The organism is Bacillus sp. jun7 (assembly GCF_051034795.1).
Taxonomy (GTDB): domain Bacteria; phylum Bacillota; class Bacilli; order Bacillales; family Bacillaceae; genus Bacillus; species Bacillus velezensis.
Map to the genome: position 1 here is coordinate 1,655,936 of NZ_CP093219.1, position 17,100 is coordinate 1,673,035.

General features: G+C 51.7%; 10 protein-coding genes. 3 read left to right on the forward strand and 7 right to left on the reverse strand.

Translation table 11 applies throughout. From position 1 onward, the window contains the following. Nucleotides 1-176: 176 nt before the first annotated feature. From MJQ52_RS07820 to MJQ52_RS07840, 5 genes are all read right to left on the reverse strand, one after another. Nucleotides 177-7,703 carry an NTTRR-F1 domain gene (locus MJQ52_RS07820; RefSeq protein ID WP_434181914.1) on the reverse strand — a complete coding sequence of 2,509 codons (7,527 nt, stop codon included), beginning with the start codon at nucleotides 7,701-7,703 and terminating at the stop codon, nucleotides 177-179. Nucleotides 7,704-7,817: 114 nt separating this feature from the next. Next, nucleotides 7,818-8,516: a hypothetical protein gene (locus tag MJQ52_RS07825; RefSeq protein WP_094247165.1), complete on the reverse strand. Its 699-nt coding sequence runs from the start codon at nucleotides 8,514-8,516 to the stop codon at nucleotides 7,818-7,820. Nucleotides 8,517-8,622: 106 nt separating this feature from the next. After that, a complete protein-coding gene (locus tag MJQ52_RS07830) occupies nucleotides 8,623-10,059 on the reverse strand; it encodes an anion permease (RefSeq protein ID WP_015417012.1) in 1,437 nt (478 codons plus the stop codon). 124 nt (nucleotides 10,060-10,183) lie between these two features. Continuing rightward, the gene (locus MJQ52_RS07835) at nucleotides 10,184-11,449 is read right to left on the reverse strand and encodes a pectate lyase family protein (protein ID WP_033574969.1); all 1,266 of its coding nucleotides are present in this window, start codon (nucleotides 11,447-11,449) and stop codon (nucleotides 10,184-10,186) included. Nucleotides 11,450-11,612: 163 nt separating this feature from the next. Next, entirely contained in the window at nucleotides 11,613-11,960 is a 348-nt protein-coding gene (locus MJQ52_RS07840) for a general stress protein (RefSeq protein WP_003155650.1), read from the reverse strand. Nucleotides 11,961-12,151: 191 nt separating this feature from the next. On the opposite strand from MJQ52_RS07840, the gene MJQ52_RS07845 reads away from it, so the two are divergent. Together MJQ52_RS07845 and MJQ52_RS07850 are read left to right on the forward strand one after the other, a co-directional pair. Next, complete coding sequence (locus MJQ52_RS07845) at nucleotides 12,152-12,502, forward strand: DUF3212 family protein (RefSeq protein ID WP_050515827.1); 351 nt, start codon at nucleotides 12,152-12,154, stop codon at nucleotides 12,500-12,502. A gap of 128 nt (nucleotides 12,503-12,630) precedes the next feature. Further along, nucleotides 12,631-13,650, forward strand: coding sequence for an NADP-dependent oxidoreductase (locus MJQ52_RS07850; protein ID WP_033574968.1), 1,020 nt, complete (start codon nucleotides 12,631-12,633; stop codon nucleotides 13,648-13,650). A 50-nt stretch (nucleotides 13,651-13,700) separates the two neighbouring features. Here MJQ52_RS07850 and MJQ52_RS07855 read toward each other — a convergent pair whose 3' ends face one another. Continuing rightward, complete coding sequence (locus MJQ52_RS07855) at nucleotides 13,701-14,147, reverse strand: GNAT family N-acetyltransferase (protein WP_033574967.1); 447 nt, start codon at nucleotides 14,145-14,147, stop codon at nucleotides 13,701-13,703. A 73-nt stretch (nucleotides 14,148-14,220) separates the two neighbouring features. Further along, the gene (locus tag MJQ52_RS07860) at nucleotides 14,221-15,351 is read right to left on the reverse strand and encodes a DEAD/DEAH box helicase (protein WP_017419086.1); all 1,131 of its coding nucleotides are present in this window, start codon (nucleotides 15,349-15,351) and stop codon (nucleotides 14,221-14,223) included. Between the two features lie 171 nt (nucleotides 15,352-15,522). On the opposite strand from MJQ52_RS07860, the gene MJQ52_RS07865 reads away from it, so the two are divergent. Beyond that, nucleotides 15,523-17,079, forward strand: a complete 1,557-nt coding sequence (locus tag MJQ52_RS07865; protein WP_012117051.1) for an ABC-F family ATP-binding cassette domain-containing protein — start codon at nucleotides 15,523-15,525, stop codon at nucleotides 17,077-17,079. The last annotated feature ends 21 nt before the right edge of the window (nucleotides 17,080-17,100 follow it).

Consider the following 17,100-nt stretch of genomic DNA (forward strand, 5'->3'; position numbering starts at 1 on the left):
CCACCTCTTCTTGCATAATATTTCCGCAAAAGAAAAAGGTGTGGCAAAATCCCATTTCTATTGGGCGAATTTTCAAATGTTCTTAAGGCTGCACCATGCACAGCTTTTAGAGAAAAAAGACCTAACTGTGCATAAGTCAGGTCTTTCATCTTTAAAATATCAGTCTGCTATTGTCATTAGGTTGTCGGGAAACGAATGCTGTTAAAATCGATATTGAGAGCTGACGCTGCTGTTATATTATTTGCAGTTGTGAAAACAACTCTCAACTGGTACGTATTTGTTCCTGCGGTCGGCGCTGTATCCACTGTTGTATCAGCAATCGAAAAACTATCCGTAGCTGCGGTAGTATTAGTTCGCGACAGAGTTCTTGTATGAATTTGCACTGCTCCCCTATATAATCTCACTTCAAAAACAAAGTTTGAATTCGCTGCAGTTGTTAACGCGGCACTGAGTGCATAATCCAGCTTTACATTCTGCAAAGCATTAACCGGGATTGCCAGCGTAGCAACGGGAACTTCTGTATTTAACGGCGGATAAACAGTGAGCGGCCCGTTGGTTCTTGTGAAGAGCAAGGTTGGTGTACTGCCTGTGGCGCCGGTTGGGCCTGTTGGGCCTGTTGGGCCTGTTGGGCCCGTTACTCCGGTTGCCCCGGTTACACCAGTCGGGCCGGTTGTACCGGTTGAGCCTGTCGATCCAGTTGCTCCGGTTTCTCCTGTTGAGCCAGTAACCCCTGTTGGTCCAGTCACACCGGTTGGGCCCGTCGCGCCTGTTATTCCAGTTAGCCCGGTTGCACCTGTTGCTCCTGTTATCCCCGTTGCTCCAGTCACTCCAGTTGCTCCGGTTATTCCTGTTGACCCTGTTACACCGGTCGAGCCGGTTTCTCCTGTTGACCCAGTCACTCCTGTTGCACCAGTTACACCAGTCGAACCGGTTGATCCTGTTACTCCTGTTGGGCCGGTTGAACCCGTTATGCCAGTCAATCCTGTTGCTCCTGTTACTCCGGTTGGACCAGTCTCTCCCGTTGGGCCGATTTCTCCAGTTACCCCCGTTGCCCCTGATGGGCCGGTTTCTCCAGTTACCCACGTTGCCCCTGATGGGCCGGTTTCTCCAGTTACCCCCGTTGCCCCTGATGGGCCGGTTTCTCCAGTTACCCCCGTTGCCCCTGATGGGCCGGTTTCTCCAGTTACCCCCGTTGCCCCTGATGGGCCGGTTTCTCCAGTTACCCCCGTTGCCCCTGATGGGCCGGTTTCTCCTGTTACACCGGTTGCTCCAGTTACTCCCGTTGCACCGGTTTCTCCTGCTGCCCCAGTTGCTCCGGTTGATCCCGTGGTTCCGGTTTCTCCTGTTGGCCCTGTTGCGCCGGTTGGGCCTGTTACTCCGGTTGCGCCGGTTACACCAGTCGGGCCGGTTGTACCGGTTGCGCCAGTCGCTCCAGTTGCTCCGGTTATCCCCGTTGCTCCAGTTGCTCCGGTTTCTCCTGTTACACCTGTTGATCCCGTTACACCAGTTGGACCCGTTACTCCGGTTGGGCCAGTTTCTCCCGTTGGGCCAGTTTCTCCCGTTGGGCCAGTTTCTCCTGTTACACCGGTCGCTCCGGTTTCTCCTGTTGCACCAGTTACACCAGTCGAACCGGTTGCTCCTGTTACTCCTGTTGGGCCGGTTGAACCCGTGGTGCCTGTTACACCTGTTGGGCCTGTTACACCGGTCAAGCCGATTGCTCCGGTTGGACCCGTTTCTCCCGTTGAACCTGTTACTCCAGTTGGGCCGGTTGCTCCGGTCGAACCTGTTACACCAGTTGGGCCGGTTGAACCCGTTATGCCAGTCGATCCTGTTGCTCCTGTTACTCCGGTTGGACCGGTTTCTCCCGTCGCCCCAGTTTCTCCGGTCGCTCCAGTAACTCCAGTTGGACCGGTTGCTCCTGTCGGTCCTGTCGGTCCGGTTGTTCCCGTTCCCCCGGTTACACCAGTTACCCCAGTCGATCCTGTTGCTCCGGTTTCTCCAGTTATTCCCGTTGCGCCGGTCGCGCCGGTTTCTCCGGTTATACCCGTTACCCCAGTCGCGCCGGTTGAGCCGGTTTCTCCGGTTGCTCCAGTCGGTCCTGTTGCTCCAGTTACTCCGGTTGAACCCGTGGTTCCGGTTTCTCCGGTTGAACCCGTTGCTCCGGTTGGGCCGGTTACTCCAGTAGCTCCGGTTGCCCCGGTCGAGCCTGTTTCTCCGGTTGTGCCTGTTACTCCTGTTGCACCAGTCGATCCAGTTGGACCTGTTACACCAGTTGAGCCCGTGACCCCAGTTGGGCCGGTTTCTCCAGTTATTCCCGTTGCGCCGGTCGCCCCGGATGCACCCGTTGCTCCGGTTGAACCGGTTTCTCCCGTTACACCGGTTGCTCCGGTTGAGCCTGTTACACCTGTTGGGCCTGTTACACCGGTCAAGCCGATTGCTCCGGTTGGACCCGTTTCTCCCGTTGCACCTGTTACTCCAGTTGGGCCGGTTGCTCCAGTTACTCCCGTTGCACCGGTTTCTCCTGCTGCCCCTGTTACTCCGGTTGAGCCCGTGGTTCCGGTTTCTCCGGTTGGCCCTGTTGCGCCGGTTGGGCCAGTTTCTCCAGTTACACCAGTCGAACCGGTTGTTCCTGTTACTCCAGTTATTCCGGTTGAACCCGTGGTTCCGGTTACTCCTGTTGCTCCAGTTACTCCCGTTGAACCTGTTACCCCGGTTGGACCGGTTTCTCCGATTGAACCTGTTGCTCCGGTCGCTCCAGTAACTCCAGTTGGACCGGTTACTCCTGTCGGTCCGGTTGTTCCCGTTCCCCCGGTTACACCCGTTACCCCAGTCGCTCCGGTTGGACCGGTCGATCCGGTTATTCCAGTTGAACCAGTTACTCCCGTGGCTCCGGTTGCTCCGGTTGGTCCCGTTTCTCCCGTTGAACCTGTTTCACCAGTTGGGCCGGTTGAACCCGTTATGCCAGTCGATCCTGTTGCTCCTGTTACTCCGGTTGGACCGGTCTCTCCCGTTGGGCCGATTTCTCCGGTTACCCCCGTTGCCCCAGTAACTCCAGTTGGACCGGTTGCTCCAGTTACTCCCGTTGCACCGGTTTCTCCTGCTGCCCCAGTTACTCCCGTTGCACCGGTTTCTCCTGCTGCCCCAGTTACTCCGGTTGATCCCGTGGTTCCGGTTTCTCCTGTTGGCCCTGTTGCGCCGGTTACACCAGTCGGGCCGGTTGTACCGGTTGCGCCAGTCGCTCCAGTTGCTCCGGTTTCTCCTGTTGAGCCAGTAACCCCTGTTGGTCCAGTCACACCGGTTGGGCCCGTCGCGCCTGTTATTCCAGTTAGCCCGGTTGCACCTGTTGCTCCGGTTATCCCCGTTGCTCCAGTCACTCCAGTTGCTCCTGTTACACCTGTTACACCTGTTGATCCCGTTACACCTGTTACACCTGTTACACCTGTTGATCCCGTTACACCAGTTGGACCCGTTACTCCGGTTGGGCCAGTTTCTCCCGTTGCACCAGTTACTCCGGTCGCTCCAGTTACTCCCGTTGACCCTGTTACACCGGTTGCGCCGGTTTCGCCGGTTTCTCCCGTTGCACCAGTTTCTCCTGTTGGGCCAGTTACTCCGGTCGCTCCAGTTACTCCCGTTGCACCTGTTGGGCCGGTTGAGCCTGTCGATCCCGTTGCTCCGGTTATTCCTGTGGACCCTGTTACACCGGTCGCGCCGGTTTCTCCTGTTGACCCAGTCACTCCTGTTGCACCAGTTACGCCGGTTGGGCCAGTTTCTCCCGTTGCACCGGTTACACCAGTCGAACCGGTTGTTCCTGTTACTCCAGTCATTCCGGTTGAACCCGTGGTTCCGGTTGCTCCTGTTGCTCCTGTTACACCTGTTGGCCCTGTTGGTCCTGTCGATCCTGTTGCACCCGTTTCTCCGGTTGGACCGGTCTCTCCCGTTGGGCCGGTTTCTCCCGTTACACCGGTTGCTCCTGTTGCCCCGGTTGGTCCCGTTTCTCCCGTTGAACCTGTTACTCCAGTTGGGCCGGTTTCTCCGGTCGAACCTGTTACACCAGTTGGGCCGGTTGAACCCGTTATGCCAGTCGATCCTGTTGCTCCTGTTACTCCGGTTGGACCGGTCTCTCCCGTTTGGCCGATTTCTCCAGTTACCCCCGTTGCCCCTGATGGGCCGGTTTCTCCAGTTACACCGGTTGCCCCAGTAACTCCAGTTGGACCGGTTGCTCCAGTTACTCCCGTTGCACCGGTTTCTCCTGCTGCCCCAGTTACTCCGGTTGAGCCTGTGGTTCCAGTTTCTCCTGTTGGCCCTGTTGCGCCGGTTGGGCCTGTTACACCGGTTGCGCCAGTCGCGCCGGTTATCCCGGTTGGACCAGTTTCTCCGGTTGCCCCAGTTTCTCCTGTTGGGCCTGTTACACCAGTCGAGCCGGTTGTTCCTGTTACTCCAGTCATTCCGGTTGCTCCTGTTGAGCCAGTCTCTCCAGTTTCTCCGGTTGAACCCGTTGCTCCGATTGGACCGGTCTCTCCAGTTACCCCCGTTGCCCCTGTTGGGCCGGTTTCTCCAGTAGCTCCGGTTGCTCCAGTCGGTCCTGTTGCTCCAGTTACTCCCGTTGCACCGGTTTCTCCCGTTGCACCTGTTACTCCGGTTGAACCCGTTGCTCCGGTTGGGCCTGTTGCTCCTGTTATCCCCGTTGCTCCAGTCTCCCCAGTTGACCCGGTTGGTCCTGTCGGTCCTGTTGCTCCAGTCGAGCCAGTTTCTCCAGTTGCCCCAGTAACTCCAGTTGGACCGGTTGCTCCTGTCGCTCCGGTTATCCCCGTTGACCCAGTCACTCCCGTTACACCGGTTGTGCCGGTTGGGCCGGTTGAGCCTGTCGATCCCGTTTCTCCTGTTACACCAGTTGAGCCCGTTACACCAGTTGAGCCCGTTACACCAGTTAGACCCGTTACTCCGGTTGAGCCGGTTGCTCCTGTTATCCCCGTTGCTCCAGTCTCCCCAGTTGACCCGGTTTCTCCAGTCGCCCCTGTTACCCCCGTTGCTCCGGTTGGGCCGGTTTCTCCAGTAGCTCCGGTTGCCCCGGTCGCGCCGGTTTCTCCTGTTGGCCCTGTTACACCGGTTTCTCCGGTTGTGCCTGTTACTCCTGTTGCACCAGTCGCTCCGGTTATTCCTGTTGACCCAGTTACACCAGTCGCTCCGGTTTCTCCTGTTGACCCAGTTACACCGGTCGCGCCGGTTTCTCCTGTTGACCCAGTTACACCGGTCGCGCCGGTTTCTCCTGTTGACCCAGTTACACCGGTTGATCCCGTTACACCAGTTGGACCCGTTACTCCGGTTAGGCCGGTTTCTCCAGTCGCCCCTGTTACTCCAGTTGAGCCCGTGGTTCCGGTTTCTCCTGTCGATCCAGTTGGACCTGTTATACCGGTCGCGCCGGTTATCCCCGTTGCCCCTGTTACTCCGGTTGCCCCAGTTTCTCCCGTTGCACCGGTTACTCCTGTTGTCCCAGTTACCCCAGTCGCTCCTGTCGATCCCGTTGCACCGGTTGAGCCTGTTACTCCTGTTGATCCGGTTACTCCCGTCGCCCCGGTTGTTCCGGTTGAGCCAGTTGGGCCTGTTGAGCCAGTTACACCTGTTGCTCCTGTTGCTCCTGTCGATCCGGTTATCCCCGTTGCCCCGGTTGCTCCTGTTACACCCGTTGGACCTGTTGAGCCGTTTGGACCTGTTGCTCCTGTTGCTCCTGTCGATCCGGTTATCCCCGTTGCCCCGGTTGCTCCTGTTACACCCGTTGGACCTGTTGAGCCGGTTGGACCTGTTACTCCGGTTGGACCGGTCTCTCCCGTTGGGCCGATTTCTCCAGTTACCCCCGTTGCCCCTGTTGGGCCGGTTTCTCCAGTCGTCCCTGTTACTCCAATTGAGCCCGTGGTTCCGGTTGCTCCTGTTGATCCTGTTAAACCTGTTGGCCCTGTTGCGCCGGTTGATCCCGTTGCTCCTGCGGGGCCGGTTACTCCAGTAGCTCCGGTATCCCCGGTCGAGCCAGTTACTCCAGTTGGACCGGTTGCTCCTGTCGGTCCTGTTGCTCCTGTTATTCCGGTTGAGCCTGTTGATCCGGTTGGACCGGCCTCTCCCGTTGGGCCGGTTTCTCCAGTTACCCCCGTTGCCCCGGTTACTCCAGTCGCTCCGGTTATCCCCGTTGACCCAGTCACTCCCGTTACACCGGTTGTGCCGGTTGAGCCTGTCGATCCCGTTGCTCCTGTTATCCCCGTTGCTCCAGTCACTCCAGTTGCTCCGGTTTCTCCGGTTGAACCAGTTGACCCTGTTGGACCGGTTGCTCCGGTTGCTCCTGTTACTCCGGTCGATCCGGTTGAGCCTGTTGGCCCTGTTACTCCGGTTGCACCCGTTACTCCTGTTACTCCAGTTGCTCCAGTTGCTCCAGTCACACCCGTTGCTCCAGTCACACCCGTTGCTCCAGTCACACCCGTTGGACCGGTTGGGCCTGTTACTCCTGTTACTCCAGTTAGTCCTGTTACACCAGTTATTCCCGTTACACCAGTTGGACCAGTTGCTCCGGTTGAACCTGTTACCCCTGTTGCGCCAGTCACTCCAGTGGCTCCTGTTGGACCCGTTTCTCCGGTTGAACCTGTTACTCCTGTGGCTCCAGTCACACCCGTTGCTCCAGTCACTCCAGTGGCTCCTGTTACTCCAGTTGCTCCGGTTGCTCCGGTTGGACCCGTGATTCCTGTTGGGCCGGTTTCTCCTGTCGGTCCGGTTGGTCCCGTTACCCCAGTCGGTCCTATTGCTCCTGTTGAACCAGTTACACCAGTTGAGCCTGTTGATCCGGTTGCGCCAGTAACTCCTGTTGGACCGGCCTCTCCCGTTGGCCCGGTCGCTCCTGTTGCACCAGTCACTCCGGTTGTTCCCGTTATTCCGGTTGCACCGGTTGAGCCTGTTACTCCAGTCACTCCGGTTGAGCCCGTGGTTCCGGTTGCTCCTGTTACACCAGTCGAGCCGGTAGCTCCAGTTACTCCTGTCGGACCAGTTACTCCGTTTGGGCCGGTTACACCCGTCGCTCCTCTTGCCCCGATTGCTCCAGTTACTCCCGTCGCCCCTGTTACTCCAGTTGGTCCTGTGGCGCCAGTTGGGCCGGATGCCCCGGTTGCACCAGTTGATCCCGTTGCACCAGTTACTCCGGTCGATCCTCTTGCTCCTGTTACTCCTGTGGGGCCCGTCACTCCAGTGGGACCTGTAATTCCTGTTACGCCAGGTTCACCCCCGGTTTGCGCCAATGAAACATCGTCTATTAAAACCGTGCCGGAAGAAACTTTACTTAATACAATGACGGCAGAGGCCGCGCCAGAAGGCACACTGCTTGTTTTATAGATTTCAGACCATGTGTGAAAGAGCACGTTCGGCAAATTTCCGGGTGTGATATTTTCTTGAATGGAACTGATTTGTTCACCTGCTGCGCTGACATAGATGATCTGGAGAGTGACTTGGGGACTTGGCTCATTTCCGAGCGTTGCGAGTGATACGAATAGAGTCACTGACTTGGCTGAAATGGGAACGATTTGACTGAGGTAAGCATATGGCTGAGCTCCAATAAATTGCGCTGAATATCTCCCTGAATGTGCAAACAAACTGTTAATCTGGGAATTTGCCGAACTCCAGCCCGCTAATGTGCCTGTTTCAAAGCTCCCGTTTATAATCGGATTATTCATTCAATCTTTTTCCCTCTCCTTCCCGTTGTTGACCGTCTTACTTATTAAGACAGCATATTAATACGGGCTGTGTTTTGACAACCTAAATAAAAAAGGTGATTTCTTTTCATCACCTTAATCCGATCCTTGAATGGGGAATCCCGTCGCAATGAGGGAGCGGTTTGCCGCTGCGACTTGTGTTACGTAGTTCGAAGAAAGGACAGATAAATAGAGCTGATACGCGGCTGTTTCATCCGCCTTCATTTCGTCGATGTACGTAAAAGGAATTCCTATGATTTGCCCGCCTGAAGAAAAGAGGTTCCTCTCTTGTCTCTGTGTTTGTATCGATACGCCATTTCTTTGCAGATTGACAGCTAAGACCAATGAGAAATGAGACGCGAGCGGATCTAATTCCACATTTACTTGTATGACGGCATCCGTTTTCACCAATTGATCTGTCGGCGCAGCTATCACTGCGCTTAACACGTTTATCGGTGTTCCTTCTAACGGAATCGTCATTAGTTCTGCTGTATTTTGAAAAGCTACCGCAGGAACCGCTCCCGGCGGACCCTCAGGCCCCGGGGGACCGGGCGGACCCGCCTCCCCTTGCGGACCGCGGGAGCCGGCGGGTCCTCTTTTGCCTTCGGGACCTCGCAGCCCGGGTACGCACAAGGCAGATCGATTTTCATCTGAAGACGGAAACCGTTTTTCCGTCCCTGTTTCCGGACTTTCATGTTCACATGGTAATTGTTCATACCGGCGTTTCATATGTCTGCTCATATATTTGTAAGGTTTCTGTTTCAATATCATGTATTGATTACGGCCGCTGCTCATAATATCACCCCGACAATATTCTATTCGCACTGAAGTCATCATGTGCAGGCCCTTCCCATTCCTTACAGAAATAAAAAAAGGCAGACCTGAGTCTGCCTTTTTTCTTCTACCATAACCCTAATACTTTCCACCATAATCCGCCGATCACAAGCCATGTCACAATATGGACGATTGACAGGATAAAGCCGATGGACCACCATTTGCTTTGCGATATATAACCCGCTCCGAAAAAGACCGGAGCCGCTCCTGATCCGTAATGCGTCGTCGAACCGAAAAGGTTGCTGAAAAACGCCAGGCTGAGCGCCGCCAACAGCGGCGGAGCGCCTGCCGCCACGATGACGGCGAGAAATGCAGCATACATGGCACTGATATGCGCGGTTGCGCTCGCAAAGAAATAATGCGTGTAATAATACACGACAATCAGAATCATAAATGCCACAATCCATGAAAAACCGGAAACAGATGATTTCATCATATCGCTGAACCAAGACACCATGCCGAGCTCATTCAGGAAATTCGCCAGCATCACAAGCGCCGCGAACCAAGTCAGCGTATCCCATGCACCTTGTTCTTTTTTGATGTCCTCCCATGTTAATACCTGTGACAAAAGCAAAACGGATAATCCGATCAGGGCCGTCGTCGTTGCGTCGATATTTAAGCTTCCTCCGAAAATCCACAGCGCAAGCACCAATAAAAAGACGATAACCATGGAGAGTTCGGATTTTTTAAACGGACCCATTTCTTTCAATTTTTCCGTTGCGATTTTAGCCGCATCCGGTGTTTCTTTAATTTCCGGCGGATACAGCTTATAAATGACGAGCGGCGTAATGATTAAGCTCGCCAATCCCGGTACAATGGCCGCAATTGCCCAGCTTGTCCATGTGATGTCCACCCCTGCGACATCGTGGGCCAGCTTGGCGATCAGCGGGTTCGCCGCCATTGCCGTCAAAAACATCGCAGACGTAATCAAGTTTCCTTGAAAACCGGTTTTTAATAAGAAAGCGCCGATTTTCCGCTCTGTTCCGTCTGCCGGCGTTGATCCGAAAGTTTCGGATAATGATCTGATAATAGGAAAAATAATGCCGCCCGCCCGTGCCGTGTTGCTCGGAATGGCAGGTGATAAAATTAAATCACTGAAAAGCAGTGAATAAGAAAGGCCGAGTGTTTTCTTCCCGAACCGTTGTACGAATACGTAAGAAATCCTGGCGCCGAGCCCGGTTTTGATAAATCCCCGGGAAATAAAAAAGGCGATGACAATCAGCCAGATTGTCTTGTTTCCAAATCCGCTTAACGTATTTTCAATAGATAGCGTTCCCGTTAACGCGGTGACTGCCAATGCAAAAATTGCAATTGCGCCCATTGGCAAGGGCTTGGAGATAAAGCCGATAATTGTTGCGACAAAAATAGCGAACAAATGCCATGCTTTAGGTTCAAGTCCGGACGGCGCGGGAATAAACCAAATGATTAATCCCACAGCAACAGTAATAAGCAAAGGAATGATTTTTACTGCCTGCTGTTTTTTTGCGTCTTTTTCTGAAGCCATTACAGGTCTCCTCCTATTTTGTTGTCTTCCATCCCCTATCCCATTTTACTACTTAACTAAGTTAATAAACGTTTTTGTTAATTAAAAAACACAAAGGAATATTTTCCTTTGTGCTTCTTGTTTATTATTTTAATATACCCGACCCGGCTTTAGATATAACATCTGATTTTACATTTGATGATGAGCCGATGGAACCGTGCAATGACGGTGTCCAGCCGACGGACTGACTTAATCCGTTGGCGGCTGACGCGTTAATTGCGGCGCCGTTTAAAAGAGTGCCGTCTTCATGAAGCGCTTTTCCGCCGCTGAAGACGCTGATGACTTTATCAGCAGCCAGTCCCGGCACTTCAAAGACATTATTCTGGGCATATATTTTTGACGCGTGGCCTGCGCCCCACGCATAGCTGAACGGGTATGCGGCGCTTTTAGAGCCTGCGTAAAAATTATTATAAATATGAACCTGCCCGTACCGGACCCGCGGTGCACGCTGGACGATGTTCTGGTAATAGTTATGGTGAGTGGTCACCTTCAGTTTTCCTTCATCCGACGTCTTGCTGTCGCTGTTTCCGATGACGGAGCCTTTGTCATGGTCATGATATTTATTATAGGACAATGTAATATAATTCGCCCCGTTGGCTATATCCGTCTGGCCGTCATGGTGCTGATATTTTCTCCCGTAATAGTAAGGAAAACCGCTGTCGGGATTCGATCCGTCATTAAAGGTGCAATGATCGATCCAGATATGCGTCGCGCCGTTAATGGTGATATTGTCATATTCCGAGTTCCAGTTGCCGCTGCTGCCGTCCGTCGGGTCCCATTGCGGAAAATAGTCGTAAGCGTCTTGAAATTCAATGTTGCGGATGATGACATTGTCGACGCCGTTCTTTATATTAAAACTTCCGCCTGTCACTTTGGCATTTGAACCCGAACCGATGATCGTCGTATTTGAAGGAATGTCAATCACGACCCGTGCTTTCTGGTTTTTTTGAGATCGCTGTCTGGCGTCTTCCTGGGTGCCTGACGGCGCTTTTTTCCCCCATTTGTCCGGGTCGTACGCCTTCAGATAAGCGTTGAGATCATATGCCGGATCTTTATAATCATTAAAGCCGAGCGTTTTATTGCGGTCGTCCGTATTCATATTGATTGTGCCTTGTATGTAAATAATCTTCGGCGTGCTGTTGGCGCTTCCCCCTAATGCAGAAACGAGCTGCTGTCTGTTTGATACGGTGTAGACATTCGATGAAGAGGCTTTCGCGCCGCCGGTTGTCCCGCCGGAAGCGGCTCCCCAGCCGTCATTTGTTCCTAACGTCTGCCGTCCCAGGTCAGCGGCATAGACGTCCGCAGGGATCATACATAAACAAACCGCCAGCATAAATAACATTTTTTTCATGAATTGTGCTCCTCCTGATTTTTCATTCCAATTTATTACAATTGAATTCTACCAAATCAGTTGAGAAACGGCACCGAAAATGTACAGCATGTGCCTTTCGGTTTTATTGCGGAAACCGCAAAAAAATCCCAAGGGACCGAAAACCCCTTGGGATCTGTTCAGCTTACGCCCATGATTTTACTTTTTCGTTATCCGTGACAAACAGAAGAACTTTTCCTTCATCTAAGCGCTTTTCAAATTGTGATGCTTCCTCTTCTGAAAAGCCGATTTCGTGAATTTTGTTGCGGAGCTCGTCGCCTTTTTTATTAAACATATTGCCGACCGCGTGTTTAATGCCCGTTTCTTTCGCTCCGATGGTATTGACATCAGTATTATCTGCCAGGCGGTCCGTTCTGTCGTCATCATGAGAAAGCACATATACGTCTTCTTTTGCGACACCCAATTGCTGAAGCTCTTTTACGTCCTGCATCAGTTTTTGATCATTTGTATATTCTCTTACTACCGGTTTCATTGATAAGTCCTCCCTTTTGTTTTTGTATATTGGATGTTTACCCGCTCAACCAAAGGTCAAACAAAAGAAAGAGAGTTCCGGGAAAAAACGGGCAGATTGTCGGTGGATATTTTCCGGCGGGACATGTTACAGTAGGGAAAGCTACATTTATCAGAAAAATAAAAATCTTCATGAGCCGATTAAGCAGGGAGGTGGTTCCTATTCATTACTTTTCACCGGAACAGCGATTTAACGCTTGGGTTGTCAGTGATTTAGTGAAGCAGGTATTCCGCCGGCATACCCGCTGCCCGGATGGAATAAAAGAGCTTACGGTCTTTGCTGAAGATACTTTTCATATTAATATCGATTTCGTTTTCTCTATCATTATCAATATCGGTGATATCGAATCCGTTCTGCCGAAAGAAATTGAAAATAAGCTGGGTTCTTATCTGACCGCGCTTCAGCCCGTCATTACCGCTGACATGCTTCATTCTTCAAAAACGAATGCCTATGAATATTTGGAACATGAGAAAAACACCGATGTGTACCGGTTATTCTTTTAAATACGCATATAAGGAAAGAAGGGCCCTGGCCCTTCTTTTTTTGTTGCCGGCGGACGGTTTGATTTTGTATTCGGGAAATGGTTCGTGTTACATTTGGAACAAACACTCATGTTGAAGGAGGATGCATCATGCCGAAAAATCAGCAGCAGATTCAATTGGCAAGACGCCCTAAAGGCGTTCCCGTCCATGACGATTTCCGCTTTGAAACGATTGCCGTTCCCGAACCGAAAGACGGCGAAGTGCTTGTGAAAACGAGTTATGTGTCCGTTGATCCGTACATGCGCGGACGGATGCAGGATACAAAATCATATGTAGAGCCGTTCGCTTTAGATGAAGCCATAACAGGCGGAGTGATTGCCGAAGTTCTGACAGACGGCGATAAGCTGAAAAAAGGAGATGTTGTGATCGGAAATCTCGCATGGCAGGAATATTCAGCCGTCAATGAGTCCGCCCTCCGCAAGTTGGATACGGATATTGCACCCGCCCAGGCGTATCTCGGCATTTTAGGGATGACCGGACTGACCGCTTACTTCGGGCTGCTCGATATCGGCCGTCCGAAAAAGGGCGAAACCGTCGTCGTTTCAGGGGCTGCGGGCGCCGTCGGCTCAACAGTCGGGCAGATTGCAAAAATCAAAGGCGCGCGGGTTGTCGGCATCGCCGGTTCTGACGAAAAAATCGCGTATCTGAAAGAGGAGCTTCAATTTGATGAAGCCATTAATTACAAAACGGCGGATGATATTCAAAAAGCGCTTGAACAGGCATGCCCTGACGGCGTCGATGTCTATTTTGACAATGTCGGCGGACCGATTTCAGATGCGGTGATAAACCTGCTGAATGAATTCGCCCGCATTCCGGTATGCGGAGCGATCTCTTCATATAATACCGAAAGTGAAGAGGAAGACATGGGCCCCCGCGTCCAGCCGAAGCTGATCAAAACAAAAGCGCTGATGCAGGGGTTCATCGTCAGTGATTATGCTGACCGCTTTTCCGAAGGCGCGAAACAATTGGCCGAATGGCTCAAGGACGGGAAGCTTCATTATGAAGAAACGATTACGGAAGGATTCAGCCATATTCCAGACGCCTTTCTCGGCCTGTTTAAAGGAGAAAACAAAGGCAAACAGATCATCAAAGTCAGTGATCTAAGTTAACATGATGATGAAAAAAGGAGGGCTTTGTCCCCTCCTTTTGCTTTTTCGCATCAGCCGCGAAGAATCAAAGTCAGAAAGCCGTCTTCATCAGGCTCCGTATCTTCCAAAGTGAATCCCGCTGCTTGAAAGCAGGCTAAACTGATTTGATTGTCTTTTTCGATGCTTGCCGCCCATTCCCGCACGCCGGTAAACCCAGGATCAGTCAGCAGTTTTTGCAAAATCTGTTTTCCGTACCCTTGAAGCTGGTACAAAGGATTGACGATCAATCCGATATACGCCCGTTCCTCCACAAACTCTATAGAGACCATTCCTGCCGGAAGCTGCCCGTCATATGCCATAATGACAGTATCGTCTTCATCTTTATTCAATCGTGCATACCACGCGTCTAATGGCAGCATCGCATCCATTCTCCGTCTGATGTTATCGTTCTTAAACCAGTGTTCAAGTATTTTCAGCTCACGTTCCTTCAATATTTGAAATCGGTCTATTGAACCCATCTTCCCACTCCCCTGCCCGAACCTTTTCTATTATTTTACAATAAAAAAAGAAGGGCTTCCCGCCCTCCGTTTCTTATTTCTCAGATAATTTTCCGCCTGAATAAACGGCCTCTTTCAGCTCAATTCCGAGTGATTTGGCCATTTTTTTCAGTTTGGATTCTTCCATCGGCGTGACAAGGCTGAGTACGGTTCCCTCTTTACCGGCCCGCCCCGTCCGGCCGGATCTGTGGATATATCCGTCTTCATTCGGGATGTCCGCGTGAATGACGTACGGAAGATCATCGATATCGAGTCCGCGCGCCGCAATGTCAGTCGCCAGAAGCAGCGGAAATTCTCCCCGTTCAAACGCTGATAATATCTTTGCCCGCTCCATTTTTTTCGCTTCTCCGTGCAGGATGCCGAGATCCACATGGTGATAGGCGAGTTTTTCCGCATAGACGCTTAAATTTCCGATATCTCTGACAAACACGAGCGCCTGCATGCCGTTCAGCCGTGACAGCTTTTGCAAAAGCTTCACTTTATCCCGCTGATCGCAGACGAGATATTGATGCGTGACGCGCGCTTTTTCCGCCGTATTCCGCTCCACTTTCAAAACGGCCGGTTCATGTGCGATGGCATTCAGCACCTCTTCTGTCTCCGGCTGCAGCGTAGCGGAAAAGCTTAAAAGCTGTCGGTCTTTCAGCGTCGTTTTAATGATTTTTTTCATCGTTTCGCGGTGTTCCTTTGTCACGAGCTGATCCGCTTCATCAAGAACGATCGTCTTGACTTCATGCATTTTCAGCTTTTTCGCCTGAATCAATTCGAGCACCCTGCCCGGTGTGCCTGCAATGATATGCGGTTTATTTTTGAGCTTCTCCACCTGCTTTTTCACGTTTGCCCCGCCGATCAAAGACAAAGCGCGAAGATCGGAGCCTTTTTTCCACTCCTGAATCACTTGAAAAATCTGCATCACAAGCTCGCGGGACGGCGCTAAAATGATCACTTGCGGATGTTTCTGTTCCGGGTTGATCCGCTCCAGAACCGGAAGCGTGTACGCCAATGTTTTTCCCGTTCCCGTCGGGGATTCGGCAATGACGTCTTTCCCTTCCATGATCACCTGAGCGGCTTTTTCCTGAATAACGGTCGGCTCCTGAAAGCCTGACGCCTCCCAGTTTTCGGCGATAAATGGTTGTGTATGCTGTAAAAATGGCCATGTTTGGGTCATGTCGTTCTCCTCAATTCTTAAAATCTACTCCATAGTATCTCAAATGCACGCGGCAAACGCAATTTTCTTTTTCCTTCCAAGCCTTTTAACAAACGGTCTCCTCCTTTATAATCATAAATGAGAAAGACACATGATAAAAAAAGCGTGTCTGATAACGATAGAGGTGTAATGATGAGTATTTTATCCGTAAAAGATTTAAGCCACGGCTTCGGTGACCGTGCGCTTTTTAACAATGTATCGTTCCGTCTTTTAAAAGGGGAACACGTCGGCTTAATCGGAGCAAACGGCGAAGGTAAATCAACGTTTATGAATATTATTACCGGAAAGCTTGAGCCTGATGAGGGTAAGGTTGAATGGGCGAAAAACGTGCGTGTCGGCTATCTCGATCAGCATACCGTGCTTGAAAAAGGAAAAACGATCCGCGACGTGCTGAAGGATGCGTTCCATTACTTATTTGCGATGGAAGAGGAAATGAATGAGATTTACAACAAAATGGGCGAAGCGGACCCTGACGAGCTTGAACAGCTGCTTGAAGATGTCGGTGTCATTCAGGACGCCCTGACAAACAATGATTTCTACGTGATTGACAGCAAAGTTGAAGAAATCGCCCGCGGCCTCGGCCTGCAGGATGTCGGTCTTGACCGCGACGTCACTGATTTAAGCGGCGGACAGCGGACGAAAGTGCTGCTCGCCAAACTGCTTTTGGAAAAGCCGGAAATCCTTCTGTTGGACGAACCGACGAACTACCTTGATGAACAGCATATTGAATGGCTGAAACGCTATTTGCAGGAATATGAAAATGCGTTCATCTTAATTTCTCACGACATTCCGTTTTTAAACAGCGTAATCAATTTGATTTACCATGTGGAAAACCAGGAGCTGACGCGTTATGTCGGTGATTATCATCAGTTTATGGAAGTCTACGAAGTGAAAAAACAGCAGCTCGAAGCCGCCTATAAAAAACAGCAGCAGGAAGTGGCTGAGCTGAAAGATTTCGTCGCCCGCAACAAAGCCCGTGTCAGCACGAGAAATATGGCGATGTCCCGTCAGAAAAAGCTTGATAAGATGGATATGATCGAACTGGCGGCCGAAAAACCGAAACCGGAATTCCATTTCAAGCCTGCGAGAACGTCAGGCAAGCTCATTTTTGAAACGAAGGACTTAGTCATCGGTTACGATACTCCGCTGTCACGCCCGCTCAATCTCAGAATGGAGCGCGGACAGAAAGTCGCCCTGTACGGCGCAAACGGCATCGGGAAAACGACGCTGTTAAAAAGCCTGCTCGGTGAAATCCAGCCGCTGGAAGGCACGGTGGAGCGCGGCGAGCATCAATACACGGGCTATTTCGAGCAGGAAGTGAAAGAAACCAATAACAATACGTGCATCGAAGAAGTGTGGAGCGAATTTCCTTCCTTTACCCAGTACGAAATCCGCGCCGCCCTCGCCAAATGCGGCCTGACGACCAAACACATTGAAAGCCGCGTCTCCGTTCTCAGCGGAGGAGAAAAAGCGAAGGTCAGACTGTGCAAGCTGATCAATTCAGAAACAAACCTGCTCGTGCTTGACGAACCGACAAACCACCTGGATGTCGATGCGAAAGAAGAGCTGAAACGCGCGCTGAAAGAATACAAAGGCTCCATTCTGCTGATTTCCCACGAACCCGAGTTTTACATGGATATCGCGACGGAAACATGGAATTGTGAGTCTTGGACGACAAAAGTGCTGTAAACACAAAAAGGAACTCCCGCC